Origin of the sequence: Bacillus sp. RC242, assembly GCF_044908245.1 — a bacterium.
GTDB lineage: Bacteria > Bacillota > Bacilli > Bacillales > Bacillaceae_G > Bacillus_A > Bacillus_A mycoides.
Window position 1 is genome coordinate 539,566 of record NZ_JBIYCZ010000002.1, and the last position, 18,312, is coordinate 557,877.

Genomic DNA, 18,312 nt, shown 5'->3' on the forward strand with positions numbered 1-18,312 from the left:
ATCTCCTCCGTTATATCAAAATAAAAAATATCTTTGAGCCATAGGTAATACATCTACTGCTTCACACGTAATAGCTTGTCCATCAACTTTAACTTCATATGTCTGCGGATCTACTTCAATTTCTGGTGTTGCATTATTCAGCTTCATATCTTGCTTAGAAATCTCTCTCGTATTTCTAACAGGTAATACAACTTTATTTAAACCTAATTTTTCTTTAATATTATTCTCATAAGCTACTTTAGATACAAATGTAATCGAACTTGACTGTACCGCTTTTCCATATGCACCAAACATCTTTTTTTCATAATATGGTTGTGGTGTGGGGATCGAAGCATTCTCGTCTCCCATTAATGCCATCACTACCATCCCGTTTTTCAAAACCATATCTGGCTTAACACCGAAAAATTGTGGATCCCATATTACAAGGTCTGCATATTTCCCAACTTCAATAGAGCCGACATATTCTGAAATCCCATGTGTAATAGCTGGATTAATTGTATACTTAGCTATATAGCGTTGAATTCTATTATTATCGTTATACTCTTTATCTCCCTCTAAACTACCAATCTGCTTTTTCATTTTATCGGCGGTTTGCCAATTGCGAATAATAACCTCTCCAACCCTCCCCATCGCCTGCGAGTCAGAGCTAATCATGCTGAAAACCCCTAAATCTTGCAAAATATCCTCTGCCGCAATTGTTTCTTTTCGAATCCTTGAATCCGCAAACATTACATCTTCTGGAATATTTGCTTTTAAATGATGACATACCATGAGCATATCTAAATGTTCATCCAACGTATTCACTGTATATGGCAAGGTCGGGTTCGTTGAAGAAGGTAAAATATTATTCAGTGCAGCAATCTTTATAATATCTGGTGCATGCCCACCACCAGCCCCTTCAGTGTGGTACGTATGAATAACACGATTATCAATAGCCTTTATCGTTTCTTCCACAAAACCACATTCATTTAACGTATCAGTATGAATAGCAACTTGAATATCATATTTATCAGCAATCTGTAACGAGTGATTAATTGCTGAAGAAGTCGCTCCCCAATCTTCATGAATTTTTAATCCAATAGCTCCTGCAAATATTTGTTCTTCCAGGGCAGGTAAACTTGAACTATTTCCTTTCCCTAAAAACCCAATATTTATAGGAAAAGCTTCTGCTGCCTCTAGCATTTTTCTTAAATTCCAAGATCCAGGCGTTATTGTAGTTGCCTTAGTACCCTCTGCCGGTCCTGTTCCTCCACCAATTAAAGTTGTTATACCTGAAGCTAATGCTGTATCAATTTGTTGTGGGGATATGAAATGCACGTGTGTATCAATACCTCCAGCTGTAACGATTTTTCGTTCGCCAGAAATTACTTCCGTTGATGTTCCAATGATGATATCAATATTATCCATAACTGAAGGATTACCACTCTTACCAATTGCTGAAATCTTTCCATCTTTTATACCAATATCCGCTTTATATACTCCTGTATAATCAATAATAATTGCATTCGTAATAACAACATCCACAACACCCTGTTCCCTTGTAAGTTGCGAATTTTGTCCCATACCATCCCTAATTGATTTTCCTCCACCAAAGACAGCTTCATCACCATATACCGTGTAATTTCGATCAATATGTGCGAATAATTGTGTATCCGCTAAACGAATAGAATCTCCTGTAGTTGGACCATATAAATCAGCATATTGTTTACGTGACATCTTAAAACTCATGCTATCTCCCTCTTTTTTTGTAAGATTGAATATCGCCATCCACTTTATTTTTAAATCCATATACTTCTTGCTTCCCTGAGTATGGAACTAATTCAATCGTTTTTTCATCCCCAGGCTCGAATCTTACCGCTGTACCCGCTGGAATATTTAAATGTTGTCCAATTGCTACACTACGATTGAACCTTAACGCCTCATTCACTTCATAAAAGTGGTAATGAGATCCAATTTGAATCGGCCTATCTCCCTGATTTAACACCTTAACTTTCGTTGCTTTTTTATTTCCATTACATACTATGTCTTCTTTCGCAAGGATATATTGCCCTGGAATCATAACATTCACTTCCTTTAATGAATTGGTTGATGAATAGTTACTAATTTTGTTCCATCAGGAAAAGTTGCCTCAACTTGAATATCTGATATCATGTCTGCAATACCATCCATAACATCTTCAGCACTTAAAATATTTTTTCCAAGCTCCATTAATTCCGCTACATTTTTACCATCTCTTGCTCCTTCCAAAATTTCATACGTAATAATAGCGATACTTTCTGGATAGTTTAACTTAAGCCCTCTCTCCTTTCGTCGATACGCTAAATCAGCCGCAACAACTACCAGCAGTTTATCAATTTCTCTTGGAGTTAATCTCATTACAATCTTCCTTTCTAAAGTATTTTAAAACTAAGAATATTCTAAAAATAAAAGATGTACTTCCAATGTCCTTTCCGTGTTTTCTCCATGTTTTTTTCTGCTAATCAAATAAAAAAAGACTAGAATTTCTAGTCTTTTTTTATTTCCCTTCATTCTTCTCTAACACATACAAATCTTCTTCAATATTTGTTAATTTCTCACTTACAAGTTTTCTTGCATCTCCAATTGCTTGATTGTATGCAAATGGTCCTACTAACTTTATCATTTCTTCTATTAAACGTTCTGCTTGGAAGCGTCCAATTTCATCTAAATCTTCTTCAACGAAAAATTGCTGAATTTGTGCTACAAGCTCTTCTTTTTTATCATTCGTTATTTTTATGTTCATCATCATTCGTTACTCCTCTATATTTAAGATAATACTTTTCTTAACTCTACCATAGAAAAGCGATTTCCTGGACAAGTTTTTGTAACCCCTTCTAACTCCCTATGGCCGAGTATATTTCCTTTCTCTATGGCAAACTGCTTCATAAACATTTTACATAAAGAATATAATGAATTCATTTGTGCAGTATTTGGATCATATTTATCAAAATTTCCCGTCATACATATTCCAATTGTGTCACTATTATTATCTTTCGCATGTGCTCCAATATGTAAACCTCGCCCTTCGACTACAGTTCCATCTTCTTCAATAAAATAATTGTAACCAATCCCGCTCCATCCTCTTACCTTTTGATGAAATTCGTGAGTTTTATACACATCCCATCCATCTTCTGACGTATGGTGGACAATCAGTTTATTTACTTTCTCTAAAGGAACTAATTCATTTTGAAATGTTAAATTTACACATTTAATTTCCATTTGAACTTCCTCCCCTTAAAAATCAATTATAATAATTGTTTTATCATCCGGTCTTATTCTATTTTCTCCTTCTAGCCTTTCAATGATTGCTACATATTCTTTTATACTATTCTTTCTTATATATATCACAATTTGTTCTAACGACCACTCCGGATGGAACAATCCGTCCGAACAAATAAAGATCCCACTTACATCAGCTACATGTAATTCCCCATGTTGTAAATAAGTCATCGCTTCTTTCATCCCATTTGCAACTGCGTAACCGTTTGGCACATTCGCAAGATAGCGGTTGTATTTCAACTGCTCCCGAACATCTTGAAAAACATGTTCTTCCGGGACTGGTAATCCTTTTTTACGATCCTCTTCTCTCTTCTTTTTTGCGCGTTTACTAATTCCCTTAACTGTATCTTTCGTTAATACTCTTATCGCTCCATCCTGAAATATTGCAACGATCATACAATCACCTAATTGTGCATATTCAAGCTTATCGCCTTCTATTTGAACTGCTGCAATACATGTACACCACAGATGGTCTTTTTTTCTCGTATCAACCTTGTACTCTAGCATCTTGTTTTGCAATAATTCATTCGCCTTTGCAACTTCATCTTGTAAACTATTGATCTCTCGTAGCGAAGTAAAATGACTTGCAAATAAATGTGAAGCGATGTATGCTCCATTATGTCCTTCTTCATCACAAAATGGAACTAACGGTGTTGCTCCATCGCATACACCGTAAATCATTTTATCTTCATTACAAAAAAATGAATCCTCACACTCTTGTTTTAAAGGACTCTTCTGTTGATACGTCGTTATCTGCATATCTGTATCCCCTCCCAATTTATCAAACACTCTAACTATTTAGATTAATCTAATTTTCCGAAATAAACTGTTTTCCCCAAAAACTTTCAATTTCATATATAATCTTGAAATAATATGATTATTTAGTGAAGGACGGGAAAGAGATGGTCAGATTTCTTGGTGTTATTTTTGGTTCTATTATTATCGCAATTGCCTTTAATCTTTTCCTTATCCCCCATAAAATTTTAAGTAGTGGAATTGGCGGAATTGCTATTATTTTAGGGATTGTAACCCCTGTAAACACAGGTATTATTAACTTTGTATTGAACTTACCTATCCTTATTTTAGGATACATAGGTCTTGGAAAAAAAGTGATTTTTAACACGGTTGTTTCTGTAATTGTATTATCTGTTGCATTATACTATGTTCCAGTAAAAGTCGTAGCAACAGATCCACTTTTATCATCTGTATTTGGCGGTGTCATCGCCGGAGCTGGTATCGGTCTTGTCTTTAACTGCCATGGTTCGACTGGTGGATTTGATATTATCGGTATGTTGTTATCTCGTAAGCGAGATATTAAACTTGGTGGATTCCTTATTGCATTAAATACTGTTGTTGTTGTCATTGCAGGATTTTTCTTCACTTGGGATGTTGCCCTTACAAGCTTACTTTCAATTTATGTAACTGGTAAAGTAATTGATGCCGTTCATACGAAACATCGTAAAGTTACACTTATGATTGTAACAAATCAAGCGGAAGAAATGAAAAAAAAGCTTCTTTCAACTGTAGTACGTGGAATTACGTTACTTGATGGTGAAGGTGCTTATTCAAACGAGAAAAAACGTGTACTTATGACAGTCGTTTCACGTGAAGAATTAGCAAGTATGAAACTAACGATTTCGGAAATTGATCCTCATGCATTCGTTAATATTACGGAGACTGTTGAAGTATTAGGATTGTTTAGAAAAGTGTAAAAAACTAGATGGATCTCCACCTAGTTTTTATTTTCCATAAATTCAATTCGATTTCCAAACGGATCTGACACGTAAAATCTGATTACATCTGGTCGCGCATGATCATCTATTACTTCAATACCTTGCTTTATTAACCCTTGTTTAAATTCATTAATTTTCAAAACATAAAAAGCTGGATGCGCTTTTTTAGCTGGATTAAAGTTTTGCTCAACTCCGATATGAATCTCTTGATTTCCACACTTAAACCAACACCCACCACGCTTCTTTAATTCCTCCGGCTTTGGAATTTCCTCCATACCAATTTTATTACCATAAAATTCTCGTGCTTCTTCTTCACATCCTACTGGCGCCGCTACTTGTACATGATCAATTCCTTGAATATAATTTTTCATATTCCTTCCCCCTCTTCTATTCTAATGTTATAACGAAAATACATTCATGTAACTTAGAAAATATTAATAAAGCAATATAAGATTCTCTTATTACTACCTTTTTTTACCTTCCACTAAAAATAAAAAAGAAAATTTATTATATAATTTCCATTTTTTATAGAAATACACATTGCACCTATATTATAGTTAGTACTAGATTCATCTTTTTTAGATGCTAGTTGTACGGAGGAAATATTATGAGTCGTAAAAAACATTCATCTACTCAAAAAAAGCGTCACCCAAACGTATCGGAGCGCTTGCGAAACCATATACAAAATCGTTCTTTAGCAGAAATGTATGCATCTCTTTTTGAACATAACCCTGATAGTATTATTTCATTGAATTTAGAAGGAGTTATTTTACATATTAACCCCTCTGCGGAAAGAATATTAGGTTATACTTCTAACGAATTAGAGCGGAAAACAATCACTTCTATTTTAGAAGCACATATTTCTGATCAAGTGCTACAATACATAAAAAATGCTGCAGCTGACAATCAAAAAGAGTATATTGTCTCTATTTATCATAAAGACGGATATTTACTAGATGTCGTAACAAAATTAGTTCCTATTTTTGTTAAAAACCGTTTAACAGGTGTATACGCCATTATGAAACCCCTTGAAAAATCAGAAAGAATTGAGAAAGCATTACAAGAGAGTGAGAAACGATTACGCACATTAATGAATTCAATGCCTGCATTTGTTATTTTTAAGGATCATGAAGGACGCTGGCTTGAAGCGAATGACTATGCGCTTTCTTGTTTCAATTTCCATAACGTTCCTTATCATGGAAAAAGAGATAATGAACTCATTCAATATAACGAAGCATACCGCGAATCTTTTTTGCATTGTGAAGAAGTCGATGAACTAACATGGCAAAAAGGACAAATTCTTCACGGAGAGGAATTTATTATACATAGAAATGATTTCGACCTAGTTTTAAGCATTTCAAAAGTCCCACTCTTCCATCCTGATGGCTCACGCAAAGGTCTTATAGTGATGGGAAGAGACGTTACCGAACTAAAAGAAACTGAAAAGTTATTACGGAAATCCGAAAAACTTGCAGTAGTAGGACAACTGACAGCTGGAATTGCCCATGAAATTAGAAACCCGCTCACTTCATTAAAAGGATTTTTAACGTTATTACATCCAGAAATAAATGAGGAAAATAAATGGTATGTGGACGTTATGTTGAGTGAAATTTCACAAATGGAATCTATAACAAGCCAATTTATGGCGATGTCTAAACCACAAGTGTTATCTATTCATACATGCAACGTACAAACATTAATTGAAGAAGTTGTAACTTTTATTTTACCAACAGCAATTATGCATAGCGTTCATATCATCATGGATCATTTCGATTATATTTCTGACATTCAATGTGACAGTAATCAATTAAAACAAGTTTTGATTAACATATTAAAAAATGCAATCGAGGCGATGCCTGATGGTGGTAACATTTTCATTCAAACAACTTCGTTAGAAAATGATTTTGTTTCAATACGCATTATGGATGAAGGTTGTGGGATTCCTGAAGAGCGCATGGCTCGTCTTGGCGAACCTTTTTATAGCTTGAAAGAAAAAGGAACTGGCCTTGGCTTAATGATGTGCTATAAAATCATTCAAGAGCATCACGGGAAATTATTCATTTCCAGTGAATTAAACATAGGAACAACTGTCGATATCCAATTACCGATTGCTACAGCTCATCCTGTAACAAACTCTTAACTATACATCTACAAGATATTATAAGTAGTTCAGTTATTGTGGAAAACATCTACACTAAAAAGCTCAAAGTCCCTATATGACTCTGAGCTTTATTTTTGTATACGATTTATTTTATTAAATCCACTCTTTTCCATGTTTACGAATAAACTGAATATCATTTTCATAATGTTCAAGATGCCCTTCATCTATCATCTTTTGGAAGTTCATATCGCCTTCTAGTGCTTTTCTTTTCATGTATTTACATAATCCTTCTAATCGTAGAAGTACCATCTCCAAATAATCCTCGGCGATGCCATCACTTTTATAGGACTCAAAAAACAATTTAACTCTTTGCTTTATGCGGTCTGCATGCTGTAATGAACTATAATAAACTGCCTCACCTGTTTCCTTATAATAAACTCTACTTAATGGGACACAAGTGTAAAGAGTATAGGCTATGTCCCAAAGTCTTGGTCCAGGACCAGCAACATCAAAATCGATAATACCTACTGGCTTTTCGTTATTAAAAATAATGTTGTATATTGCAAAATCATTATGGCATACAACCTCTATTTTATTTGGAGTATTATCCATCGGTTTCCAATCATCTGATAACGGGAAATCACTCACAGCATCATGATAAAGACGGAGCATCTTCGCTATTTCTTTTAAAACATCATTAGACCACATATACTTTTTTAAAGGATAATTACCAGCTTCTCCTTCAATAAATGATAATATCTCTCTATCTTTATCATCAATACCTAAAAACTTTGGTGCATAACTAAAACCTTTGTTTTCCAAATGATTTAATAGCTTATGAATTTTGGTACTGCCTTGCTTTAATTCTCGTCGAACAGTATCTTCCGAACGATATACGTTTGAGACATTCCCTCCCGTTAGCATTTCTTCCTTTTCGTAGTTTGACATCTAATACTTCCCCTCCATTATTCTACATTTTCTTTATATTTTAACATAACTTTCCTATTCTCTTTTAACCCCTTAAATTGCAACAAAAAAATCGAGTATAAAATCTTTATGATTTTACACTCGATTTAGTCTACTATTTATACATGTGAAAATATTTTTTCATACCATTCTGTTGCCTTCTCTACTTCATTCATCGTTAATTGATGTCCTCTATTTTCCCAATGCATTGTTACATTAGCATCTACATTTTCTAATAGCATCTTCAATTCCTCTGACTCAGAAGGTGAACAAATTGGATCATTTGTTCCAGCAGCGATAAATACGAATTTCTCTGCTAAATTAGGTAATTCTATTCCTCTTCTAGGCACCATGGGGTGATGAAGGACTGCACCTTTTAATGCATTTTTGTAATGGAATAATAAGCTCGCCGCAATATTTGCTCCATTTGAATACCCAACAGCTACGATATTATCTCTATCAAATTCATATGTTTTTGCTGCTTCATTTAAAAATTCATTTAATTCCTTCGTACGGAAAACAAGATCCTCTTCATCAAAAATACCTTCTGCTAATCGGCGGAAGAAACGAGGCATCCCATTTTCTAATACATTTCCACGAACACTTAATACAGAAGCTTCCCGATCAATTCTTTCTGCAAGCGGTAATAAATCTAATTCATTTCCTCCTGTACCATGAAGCAATAACAACACTGGTTTTGACGTATCTTTTCCTTTTTGAAAAACATGTTTCATCATATTCCTTTTCCCCTTTCAATCACTTTAATCTAGATTTCTCACTTCAAATGGTAAGAGTGTCTGTTCAATTTGTTTTCTATGTTGTTCATATCGATCCGGTAATTTTAACTCCTCACCCATCGTCTCTAAAGATTCGTCATGGGCAAAACCAGGAGGGTCTGTTGCAATTTCAAATAAGATTTCGCCGTGTTCTCTAAAATAAATTGCGTTAAAATAGTTTCGATCTTGTACAGGGGTTACACCATATCCAAAGCGAGACACATGCTCTTTCCAGTCTAATTGATCAGCATCATCATTCGCTCTCCAAGCAATATGATGAACTGTACCAACACCCATTTGCCCACGTCCAATTGTTGATAATCTCAAATCGATAATATTTCCAATATCAGCAGAAGAACGGAACCGCATAAACTCTCCCTCTTCTCCTACTTTCTCAAGACCCATAACACGCTCTAGCAATTCAGCAGTTTTTTGAGGTTGTGCAGATAAAAGAACAGCACCGCCAAATCCTTTAATTGCTACTTCTGGCGTAACTTCCCCAAAAGTCCAATTATTTAATTCGCCCTCTTCTCTTTCAACTAATTCTATATGCAAACCATGTGGATCATCAAATTCTATATACTGTTCTCCAAACCGAGTCATTTTTGTATACGGTACGTCGAATTTTTCTAATCTATTTTCCCAAAACTCCATTGTGCCTTTTGGTACGACATAAGACGTAATGCCTACTTGACCGTCCCCAATAATACCTTGACGAGCACCTGCCCATGGGAAAAACGTAATAATTGTTCCAGGCTTTCCTCCTACATTACCAAAGTAAAGATGATACGTACCTGGATCATCAAAATTCACTGTTTGTTTTACTAAACGCAATCCTAATACACCTGCATAAAAATCTACATTTTCTTGTGGGTGACCTACGATTGCTGTAATGTGATGAATTCCCATCGTTTTCTTTTCCACTTTCTCCACCCCTTTTTTTATTTCATTACAAAAAACGTTTATTCGCTAAAATTCATTATTCATTTTGTCCATATGATAAAGTTCAATCCGCAATACTATCTTTTTCAAAATTGAGGTATTTCTCTAAAAAACTAACACATTTCATTTAGTTCAAAAAATATCTCGGATTCGAGATATTTTACAAAAAAACTACAGTTCTTATGATTATATTTTAAATATTGATTTTATGATTTTGACTATCCTTCAAAAAATATCTTGAATTCGAGATTTATTATAGTCTAATTAGTTTTTATTGTCAATGCGGATATCATTTCATTTTTTCATCAAAAACAATATTCTGACAACTCATCTCCATCAAATAATTTGTTTGAAAAAGAGCAACCGAAAAGCGGGAACATTCATGTAATAAATTTCTACTTTTCCCATAACCAAAAAAGCCATACAAATGTATGACTTTTTTGATTTTTTTGTTCAGCTACATATTTACTTCCCAATTACGGAAGGAAACAATTCCGAAAGTGGAACTACTTTCCCCATCTCATCTTTAAACACAATATGCTCTCTCGTTAAGTGGCGTGGGCTCTTTACCCCTGCTGCTGCCGCTAATGAAAACAAACTATATCTCATACTAATAACATAGTTCATTACTCGCCATTTTTTCTCATACGGATCTAATGCTTTTTGGTAGTGTGGATTCGTAGTTGCAACCCCCGATGGGCATTGCCCTGAATTACATTGAAGTGCCATAATACAACCACTTGCCATCATGAATCCACGTGCTGAATTTACGGCATCTGCACCGATAGCTAAAGCAATCGCTACTTTATCTGGCGTGATTAATTTCCCGGAGGCAAACACCTTTAATTTATCCCTGACACCGTAATGATTTGCTGTATCAATAAATGTAAGTAGTGCCGGTATAAGCGGAAGCCCCATACTATCTGCCATCGATTTATATGTTGCCCCTGATCCACCTTCTGAACCGTCGATTGTAATAAAATCTGGATAGATGTTTAATTCTTTCATTGCTTTTAATAAATCTTCCAAAGGCTTCTGTTGACCAATTACAATTTTCATACCCACTGGTTTACCACCGTTTTCTTGTAAATCTTGAATAAAATATAAAGCCTCTGCGGCACTACTAATAAATGAAAAACGATTTGGCGAATTAATCGTTTCTCCTTCTCGTACTTTCCGAACGGAAGCGATTTTCTCATTTACCTTCTGTCCTTCTAAATGACCACCACGTATTTTTGCTCCTTGCCCAAATTTCAATTCAAACGCTTTAATATTACTTTCTTTCGCCTTCTCCATAAATTCCTTCATCGAAAAATTCCCGTCCTCGTCACGGTATCCAAATAATCCCGGACCAATTTGGGCAATGATATTTGCACCCGTATGTAAATGTTCTGGAATGACACCCCCTTCCCCAGTATTAATCCACGAACCACCTGCCATTTTTGCACCAAACCCAGCTGATAAAATATAATTTTCTCCAATCGCACCGTAAGATGTCGCTGACGCTCCAAACATCCCATACAGTTTCCATGGATATTTACGATTTTCGCCGACTATAATTGCATCATCTTCTTCATACAACCAAAGATTTGTTGTATCCGCTGTCAATTTTTCTCTTCTTGAAAATAACCCTTCTTTATGAATCATATATTTTTTCCCCTCACGTTCTTGCGTGAGATTCACACTTAATTCATCTGTTAATGTGGGGAATAATGTATTAGCAATATAATAGCCAGATTCCTCAAAATCTCGTTTTGATCCAAAACCAAGTATTTCAGAACGGTATTTTGCTAGAAACATAACACTTTGAAAATCATAGCGCGAAAAGGGCTTTCCGTCAGTATCATGATCAAACCAATATTGCCGAAATTCCGGGCCTATTTTTTCGAGCAAATAGCGCATTCTACCTAAGTATGGATGCAGTTTTAATATAGAATGATGCGTCCGTTTTTTAATAAAAAATGTAATGATAAAAAAGACAATTAAAAGTAGCATCAAAAAGAGCAATATACTAATAATAATGAGTAGCGCTTCACTCATTCCGCTTCCCCCTATATATAAAATTCCATAATAAAAAGAGAACACTCCATGTGTTCTCTTTTTATCCTTATTCACACTAACGTAGCAAGATGCTCTTTCGCGTCATATTCAACCAAACTTTCAGCATTTTTAATTCGCTGAACAAAATCTGGATTAGCGATTAATGGTCTTCCGAACGCCGCTACATCAATTGTTCCTTCTTGCAGTGCTTCTTCTGCCTCTTTCGGATTCAAATTACCTACTCCTACGATAGTACTATCCCAATACTTTCTTACTAATTGATGAAAATTCTTGCCGTCAGCAATAACTTGCGTATAATTCATCGTTGAAGGGTGAATCATCGTTAATCCAACTTCTTTAAACATATTTACAAACGTTTCAATTGCAAGTTCAGGATGTTCCCACATATAAGTAGGATTATCACCTTTAAAGGCAGAGAAGCGAAGAAGCGTTTTATCAGCTCCAACTGCTTCAATTACAGCCTGAACAACTTCTTTCATAAACGTTAACCTTTGTTTTAAGTCACCGCCGTATTTATCAGTACGCTTATTCGCAAATTCATAAGTAAATTGGTCAATTAAATATCCGTGTGCACCGTGAATTTCTACACCATCAAATCCAGCTTCTATCGCATTCTTTGCGGCTTGTGCATATTGACCGATAACTTCTTTTATTTCTTCTATTGTCATTGCTTCTGGTGTATCAAATGGTTTACGAAAACGCGGAACATTCCCCTCCGCAGCAATAGCAGAAGGTGCTTGCGGCATTTGATCACCAATTATTTCGTGATGACTCATACGTCCAACATGCCATATTTGAGCAATAATCGTTCCGCCTTCTTTATGTACTGCCTCTGTAACAGGTTTCCAAGAATCGACTTGCGCTTGTGTATAAATACCTGGTACTCCTGGATTCCCTTTTGCTCTCGGGCTAATGACAATTCCTTCTGTAATAATTAATCCAATCCCATCAGCAGCACGTTTTCGGTAATATTCGACTACGTCAGCACCAACGACTCCAGTCTCATTATTTGCAAAACATCTCGTCATCGGTGCCATCGCTATGCGATTACGAAGAGACCAAGATCCAATTTGAATCGGATGAAATAACTTCGTTTCTTCAATATTTTCAAAAGACCCCCAAGCGTTTATATTTGTTCCTTCATAAATACTTGCCGCTTTATTATTTGAACTTGTCATTTTTCTTCCCCCTAAAAAAATCTAACTATAATCGCATCATACTTACTTTTAGATAGTAACGTCAATTTATACGTCTTTACCATTAAAGATTCGAATATTAAACAAATAGAATGATAAAAACAAAAATTAAAAAGGTTTCCTAAGTAGGAAACCTTTTTTAGTTGACCATATAAGGCTAACAATTCGTTTATCTCTTTTAAATAAAGAAAATAAACAATTATTATCTCCTCACATATGGAAAATCTCTTAACAATAGAAGTGGGAGTGGTTCAGTATTCTTCTAAAAATAATAACTTATATACCTAAAACAATGAAAGCCCTACCTCTCTTTCATCCTTACGGCTCCTCGTCCGTGCCAGTGTGAATCAGGATTGCAAAAATCAAGTAACTATTTTATCGAGTTATTTAATTAAACTTCGAACATTCGTAAAAGAAATTAAAAAATAAAAATGGATTAAATTGTAGTAATAACAAAAGAGGTTAATGCTCTAAAAGTGGTTTGAAAGAGTTGAATGTCTTTGAAATGATTGATTTTCTATAATTATATTCCCAAAAAATTCAAGATCTTTTTTGGGATGTAATACATTATCTACAATGAATCTTAACAAAAGCTTTTTATTTGATTTTCTGTGATACCTTCAATTAATCCCAGCTCACTAATCAAAAATTCATGTGCGTTATCTAACATTTTCTTTTCGCTTGCATTAAGTGCTTTTTCTTTCTGCATACGTAATAAATCACGTACAACTTCAGCACCTTCTTGTATTTTACCCGTTTTTATTTTATCAGTGTTCAATTTATACCTTTGTTTCCACGTAAGTAATCTATCTGATTCCCCATGCTGAAAAATATCTATTATGTTTGTTAATGCCTTTATATCTGTAACTGGTCGTATATTTGAACTCAATATTTTCCCCATAGGAATCATTACTTCCATATTACTAGCCGACATTTTTATAACATAATACTGTCTTTTTTCTCCTGAGATTTCCTTTTCTTCTATGGCTTTAATTATACCTGCTCCGTGCATTGGATAAACGATGTTATCGCCAATTTGAAACAAATAATCCACCTCCATATATGGTAACCTTCTCAATCTTAACACACATTTATTTTTTTAGCAAAATTTTTATAATATCACAAAATTATTTTCTATGTCAATTTATTTACACATAAAAATTCAAGCTGTACAGAAACACTAAAAAACCCGCGATTTTGTTACATTTCTACACCCATTTTCTCCAATTTTATATACCTTGTAAAACAAAAAAACACATCACTACATATAAGTAGCGATGTATTTTTATATAATGACAAAAACGGTTGCTTCAAAACTTCACACACGATCCTTCGCTTATATACTAACCTGTTTACTAATCGTTTCTCGCGCTAAAAGAAAACTCATAATCACTTGCGCAGCTACTCTACTCGTCATATCCCTAAAATCAAGAGTTGGATCAATTTCTACTATATCCATCCCTCGAACGAGTGGCTCTTTACCAAGGAATTCAATTGCATCAAGTAAAGTTGTACTATCCATCCCACCAGGGCCAATTGCTGGACAGCCTGGCGCAAACGCTTGGTCTAGTACGTCCATATCAAGAGAAATATAAATAGAAGTCACATCTTGTTTTCTTAATACTTCAATACTTTCTGAAATAAGATCTTTTATTTTTCGCTCTCTTACATCTTTCATTGTATACACTGTCACGCCATGCTCTTTTGCATATTCATGGTACGCTCGTGCATTTGAAAAATTACGAATCCCAATTTGAACGAGTTGTTTTCCTGTAATCACATCATTTTCTAGCAAACTACGGAACGGTGTACCATTTGATGGACCACCATCATCTAAATTACGTAAATCATGATGGGCATCAAATTGAATAATACCGACCTTCCCTTTACTATTTGCAAAACCAGTTATACTCGGAAAACTAATCGAGTGGTCACCACCAAGAACGATTGGTATCATTTTCGGATTTACTTTCGTCAAGTGACCAACTGTTTTCGCAATTCGGTTATGACTCTCTTTTATATCTGTCACATGCATCGTAATATCACCACAATCATGAAGAACACTTTCTTTCATATCGTGTTCTTCTGTAATTGCGTACGTGCTATATGCATCCAACATTGAACGAATTGTTTTTGGTGCAAAACATGCTCCTGAATGACTAATAGATGGTTTAGAAAGGGGTGCTCCAATTAAGGCAGCACCGAATATTTCTACGCCTTCCTCCCAATCTTTAATCATTTCGCTCCATTTCGTCACTTCCCGATCGATAAACTTTGCATTTTTCTTTAAATAGTGGCCGTGCTCCACGATTGTTCACCTCTTGTATATGCGATATTCCCATTCTTCCATACTGTATTTACATGACTTACGCCGTAATGGTACGGTACGTAAGCGTAATTATAAGCATCCCATAAAACTAAATCCGCCTTACGACCAACTCTAATTTTCCCAGCTACATCGCCTCGATTAATGGCATAAGATGAGTTCACTGTTACCGCATTCCAAACTTCTTCTGGTGTCATTTTCAGTTTCAGCATCGCAATGCTCATAATAAGCTGAATGTTTTCAGTTGGACAGCTACCTGGGTTAAAATCTGTAGCTAAAGCAACTGCAACACCTTCATCAATCATTTTGCGGCCGCGTGCGAAGCTTTCTTTATTTAAATAGAAAGTTGTTCCTGGTAATAAAGTTGCTACTGTATTAGAATTCGCAAGCATTTCAATTCCTTTGTCAGAAGCGCCAACTAAATGGTCCGCTGATGCTGCACCAATTTCAGCCGCTGCTTCCGCACCACCAAGAGGGTCGATTTCATCTGCATGAATTTTCACATCAAAGCCAAGCTCTTTCGCTTTTAATAAAAATTCTTTTGATTCTTCTACAGAGAACACACCTGTTTCACAGAAAATATCAACGAACTCAGCTAATTGCTTCTCTTTCATTTCTGGTAATAGATCTAGCATCCATTGTAAAAATTCTTTCGATCTTCCTTTATACTCTTTCGGAACTGCATGAGCACCTAAAAATGTTGAAACTAAATCAATTGGATGCTCTTTTTGTAATTGTGCAGTTGCCTCTAATTGTTTCCATTCTGTCTCATCATCCAATCCGTAACCACTCTTCGCTTCTACAGTTGTAACTCCGAAAGATAGCATACGGTCTAAATGGAATTTAGCTTTTTGAACAAGTTCTTCTTTCGACGCTTGTTTCGTTGCATTTACAGTTGAAAGAATACCTCCACCTTGTTCTAAAATTTCCAAGTACGGAACTCCTTGTAGTTTTAGCGCGATTTCATTTTCACGAGATCCACCAAATACAAGATGAGTATGCGGATCAACAAGACCAGGAGACACCATTTTCCCGCCGCAATCAATAACCTCTTTCGCTTGTAATCCTTTAGCTTCTTCCGCTGTTCCAACAAAAGTAATTACACCATTTTCAATTCCAACCGCACCATTTTCAATAACAGGAAGCGTATTCATCGCTTCCCGTCTTAACAAGCCATCTTCTTGATCCATTGTTAGTAATTGACCGATATTTATTAGTAAAGTGTCCAGCATGTTTCTGCCTCCTTATTTCATCATTGGGATGTTAACGCCTTTTTCTTTCGCAGTTTGAACCGCTAAGTCATAGCCAGCATCAACGTGACGAACAACACCCATACCAGGGTCAGAAGTTAATACGCGTTCAATACGTTTTGCCGCTGCTTCTGTTCCATCTGCAACGATAACCATTCCAGCGTGAAGTGAATAACCCATACCAACGCCTCCACCGTGATGAACAGACACCCAGCTTGCACCGTTTACACTGTTAATTAATGCATTTAAAATTGGCCAGTCTGCTACTGCATCACTACCGTCTTTCATAGATTCTGTTTCACGGTTTGGAGATGCTACTGATCCACAATCTAAATGGTCACGGCCGATAACGATCGGTGCTGATAATTCACCATTAGCCACCATTTCATTAATAATGCGGCCAAATTTTGCACGCTCGCCATAACCAAGCCAACAAATACGTGATGGAAGACCTTGGAACTCAACTTGCTGACGTGCCATACGAATCCAATTACATAAATGCTCATTATCCGCGAACTCGCGTAAAATAACTTCGTCTGTTTTATAAATATCTTCTGGATCACCAGAAAGTGCTACCCAGCGGAATGGTCCTTTTCCTTCACAGAATAATGGACGGATAAATGCTGGAACGAATCCCGGGAAATCGAAAGCATTTTTTAATCCTTCATCGAAAGCAACTTGGCGAATGTTATTTCCGTAATCAAATGTAATCGCGCCTTTTTCTTGCATTGCAAGCATTGCTTCTACATGTTTTTTCATACTTTCTTTTGATAATTGTACGTAACGTTCTGGATCTTCTTCACGAAGCTTCGCTGCTTCTTCTACTGTGTAACCTACTGGAATATAACCGTTTAATGGATCATGGGCAGAAGTTTGATCCGTAACTAAGTCAGGGATAATATTACGGTTTACTAACTCAGGTAAAATTTCTGCTGCATTACCTAATAATCCAATTGAAATAGGCTCTTTCTTCTCTTTATATTCGTTTGCAATAGTTAACGCTTCTTCTAATGATTCTGTATACTTATCACAATATCTCTTTTCAATACGACGATCGATACTACGCTTATCTACATCAATAGCAATTACAACACCGCCGTTCATCGTTACAGCAAGCGGTTGTGCGCCACCCATGCCACCTAAACCAGCAGTAATCGTTACAGTACCTTTTAATGAACCCTCGAAATGTTGACGTGCCGCTTCACCAAATGTTTCATATGTTCCTTGTAAAATCCCTTGTGTCCCAATGTAAATCCAGCTACCCGCTGTCATTTGTCCGTACATCATAAGACCTTTTTTCTCTAATTCACGGAAGTGATCCCAGTTCGCCCACTTCGGTACTAAGTTTGAGTTCGCTAAAAGAACGCGAGGCGCATCTTCATGTGATTTAAAAATTGCAACTGGTTTTCCTGATTGAACAAGTAACGTTTCATCGTTTTCTAACGTTTTTAATGAATCAACAATTGCATGGTAGCTTTCCCAGTTACGAGCTGCACGGCCAATTCCGCCGTATACAACTAATTCTTCTGGTTTTTCAGCTACTTCAGGGTCTAAATTGTTCATTAACATTCGAAGTGCAGCTTCTTGAACCCATCCTTTCGTTTGTAACTCAGTACCTCTTGCCGCACGAATTGTTTGTTGTACTTTTTCCATTTCAATCTCTC

Annotated in this window: 18 protein-coding genes; 2 read left to right on the forward strand and 16 right to left on the reverse strand. The window is 35.7% G+C overall.

The genetic code is table 11. From position 1 onward, the window contains the following. Positions 1-15 precede the first annotated feature (15 nt). The 6 genes from ureC to ABH957_RS06505 all read right to left on the reverse strand — a co-directional run bounded on the left by ureC (position 16) and on the right by ABH957_RS06505 (position 4,056). A complete protein-coding gene (gene ureC, locus ABH957_RS06480) occupies positions 16-1,728 on the reverse strand; it encodes an urease subunit alpha (RefSeq protein ID WP_404456553.1) in 1,713 nt (570 codons plus the stop codon). A 1-nt stretch (position 1,729) separates the two neighbouring features. Next, positions 1,730-2,059, reverse strand: a complete 330-nt coding sequence (locus ABH957_RS06485; protein ID WP_098167684.1) for an urease subunit beta — start codon at positions 2,057-2,059, stop codon at positions 1,730-1,732. Between the two features lie 14 nt (positions 2,060-2,073). Further along, positions 2,074-2,376, reverse strand: coding sequence for an urease subunit gamma (locus ABH957_RS06490; RefSeq protein WP_001241327.1), 303 nt, complete (start codon positions 2,374-2,376; stop codon positions 2,074-2,076). 139 nt (positions 2,377-2,515) lie between these two features. Then, entirely contained in the window at positions 2,516-2,767 is a 252-nt protein-coding gene (locus ABH957_RS06495; RefSeq protein WP_002033529.1) for a DUF2164 domain-containing protein, read from the reverse strand. 17 nt (positions 2,768-2,784) lie between these two features. Then, a complete protein-coding gene (locus tag ABH957_RS06500; protein WP_404443967.1) occupies positions 2,785-3,237 on the reverse strand; it encodes a peptidoglycan recognition protein family protein in 453 nt (150 codons plus the stop codon). A gap of 15 nt (positions 3,238-3,252) precedes the next feature. Continuing rightward, positions 3,253-4,056 carry a protein phosphatase 2C domain-containing protein gene (locus ABH957_RS06505; protein WP_404443964.1) on the reverse strand — a complete coding sequence of 268 codons (804 nt, stop codon included), beginning with the start codon at positions 4,054-4,056 and terminating at the stop codon, positions 3,253-3,255. Positions 4,057-4,199: 143 nt separating this feature from the next. Here ABH957_RS06505 and ABH957_RS06510 point away from each other — a divergent pair, with 143 nt between their 5' ends. Then, on the forward strand, positions 4,200-5,009 hold the full coding sequence (locus tag ABH957_RS06510; protein WP_000251329.1) for a YitT family protein: 810 nt from the start codon (positions 4,200-4,202) through the stop codon (positions 5,007-5,009). A 20-nt stretch (positions 5,010-5,029) separates the two neighbouring features. Here ABH957_RS06510 and ABH957_RS06515 read toward each other — a convergent pair whose 3' ends face one another. Continuing rightward, positions 5,030-5,401 (reverse strand): VOC family protein, encoded by a 372-nt coding sequence (locus ABH957_RS06515; protein ID WP_002087825.1) that lies wholly within the window; start codon positions 5,399-5,401, stop codon positions 5,030-5,032. Between the two features lie 236 nt (positions 5,402-5,637). On the opposite strand from ABH957_RS06515, the gene ABH957_RS06520 reads away from it, so the two are divergent. Then, positions 5,638-7,170, forward strand: coding sequence for a BA3702 family sensor histidine kinase (locus tag ABH957_RS06520; RefSeq protein WP_098167683.1), 1,533 nt, complete (start codon positions 5,638-5,640; stop codon positions 7,168-7,170). 114 nt (positions 7,171-7,284) lie between these two features. On the opposite strand, the gene ABH957_RS06525 is transcribed toward ABH957_RS06520, so the two are convergent. From ABH957_RS06525 to hutU, 9 genes are all read right to left on the reverse strand, one after another. After that, positions 7,285-8,079 (reverse strand): phosphotransferase, encoded by a 795-nt coding sequence (locus tag ABH957_RS06525; protein WP_219303316.1) that lies wholly within the window; start codon positions 8,077-8,079, stop codon positions 7,285-7,287. 137 nt (positions 8,080-8,216) lie between these two features. Further along, positions 8,217-8,831 (reverse strand): alpha/beta hydrolase, encoded by a 615-nt coding sequence (locus tag ABH957_RS06530; protein ID WP_404444321.1) that lies wholly within the window; start codon positions 8,829-8,831, stop codon positions 8,217-8,219. 27 nt (positions 8,832-8,858) lie between these two features. Next, a complete protein-coding gene (locus ABH957_RS06535) occupies positions 8,859-9,797 on the reverse strand; it encodes a ring-cleaving dioxygenase (protein ID WP_404443959.1) in 939 nt (312 codons plus the stop codon). 483 nt (positions 9,798-10,280) lie between these two features. Further along, positions 10,281-11,855, reverse strand: a complete 1,575-nt coding sequence (locus tag ABH957_RS06540) for an FMN-binding glutamate synthase family protein (RefSeq protein WP_002185146.1) — start codon at positions 11,853-11,855, stop codon at positions 10,281-10,283. A 71-nt stretch (positions 11,856-11,926) separates the two neighbouring features. Further along, on the reverse strand, positions 11,927-13,054 hold the full coding sequence (locus ABH957_RS06545) for an alkene reductase (RefSeq protein ID WP_404443956.1): 1,128 nt from the start codon (positions 13,052-13,054) through the stop codon (positions 11,927-11,929). A gap of 601 nt (positions 13,055-13,655) precedes the next feature. Beyond that, complete coding sequence (locus tag ABH957_RS06550; RefSeq protein WP_170935206.1) at positions 13,656-14,117, reverse strand: CarD family transcriptional regulator; 462 nt, start codon at positions 14,115-14,117, stop codon at positions 13,656-13,658. A 291-nt stretch (positions 14,118-14,408) separates the two neighbouring features. Next, positions 14,409-15,380: a formimidoylglutamase gene (gene hutG / locus ABH957_RS06555; RefSeq protein ID WP_404443953.1), complete on the reverse strand. Its 972-nt coding sequence runs from the start codon at positions 15,378-15,380 to the stop codon at positions 14,409-14,411. After that, positions 15,359-16,630: an imidazolonepropionase gene (gene hutI, locus ABH957_RS06560; protein ID WP_000887529.1), complete on the reverse strand. Its 1,272-nt coding sequence runs from the start codon at positions 16,628-16,630 to the stop codon at positions 15,359-15,361. The genes hutG and hutI overlap by 22 nt, the downstream gene beginning before the upstream one ends. Before the next feature lie 12 nt (positions 16,631-16,642). Beyond that, positions 16,643-18,301, reverse strand: coding sequence for a urocanate hydratase (gene hutU, locus ABH957_RS06565; protein ID WP_404443950.1), 1,659 nt, complete (start codon positions 18,299-18,301; stop codon positions 16,643-16,645). Between the last annotated feature and the right edge of the window lie 11 nt (positions 18,302-18,312).

What these genes read in the sequence shown, in the direction of transcription:
- ureC (WP_404456553.1), bottom strand. Translation starts at nt 1,728, where the DNA reads ATGAGTTTTAAGATGTCACGTAAACAATATGCTGATTTATATGGTCCA.
- ABH957_RS06485 (WP_098167684.1), bottom strand. Translation starts at nt 2,059, where the DNA reads ATGATTCCAGGGCAATATATCCTTGCGAAAGAAGACATAGTATGTAAT.
- ABH957_RS06490 (WP_001241327.1), bottom strand. Translation starts at nt 2,376, where the DNA reads ATGAGATTAACTCCAAGAGAAATTGATAAACTGCTGGTAGTTGTTGCG.
- ABH957_RS06495 (WP_002033529.1), bottom strand. Translation starts at nt 2,767, where the DNA reads ATGATGATGAACATAAAAATAACGAATGATAAAAAAGAAGAGCTTGTA.
- ABH957_RS06500 (WP_404443967.1), bottom strand. Translation starts at nt 3,237, where the DNA reads ATGGAAATTAAATGTGTAAATTTAACATTTCAAAATGAATTAGTTCCT.
- ABH957_RS06505 (WP_404443964.1), bottom strand. Translation starts at nt 4,056, where the DNA reads ATGCAGATAACGACGTATCAACAGAAGAGTCCTTTAAAACAAGAGTGT.
- ABH957_RS06510 (WP_000251329.1), top strand. Translation starts at nt 4,200, where the DNA reads ATGGTCAGATTTCTTGGTGTTATTTTTGGTTCTATTATTATCGCAATT.
- ABH957_RS06515 (WP_002087825.1), bottom strand. Translation starts at nt 5,401, where the DNA reads ATGAAAAATTATATTCAAGGAATTGATCATGTACAAGTAGCGGCGCCA.
- ABH957_RS06520 (WP_098167683.1), top strand. Translation starts at nt 5,638, where the DNA reads ATGAGTCGTAAAAAACATTCATCTACTCAAAAAAAGCGTCACCCAAAC.
- ABH957_RS06525 (WP_219303316.1), bottom strand. Translation starts at nt 8,079, where the DNA reads ATGTCAAACTACGAAAAGGAAGAAATGCTAACGGGAGGGAATGTCTCA.
- ABH957_RS06530 (WP_404444321.1), bottom strand. Translation starts at nt 8,831, where the DNA reads ATGAAACATGTTTTTCAAAAAGGAAAAGATACGTCAAAACCAGTGTTG.
- ABH957_RS06540 (WP_002185146.1), bottom strand. Translation starts at nt 11,855, where the DNA reads ATGAGTGAAGCGCTACTCATTATTATTAGTATATTGCTCTTTTTGATG.
- ABH957_RS06545 (WP_404443956.1), bottom strand. Translation starts at nt 13,054, where the DNA reads ATGACAAGTTCAAATAATAAAGCGGCAAGTATTTATGAAGGAACAAAT.
- hutI (WP_000887529.1), bottom strand. Translation starts at nt 16,630, where the DNA reads ATGCTGGACACTTTACTAATAAATATCGGTCAATTACTAACAATGGAT.
- hutU (WP_404443950.1), bottom strand. Translation starts at nt 18,301, where the DNA reads ATGGAAAAAGTACAACAAACAATTCGTGCGGCAAGAGGTACTGAGTTA.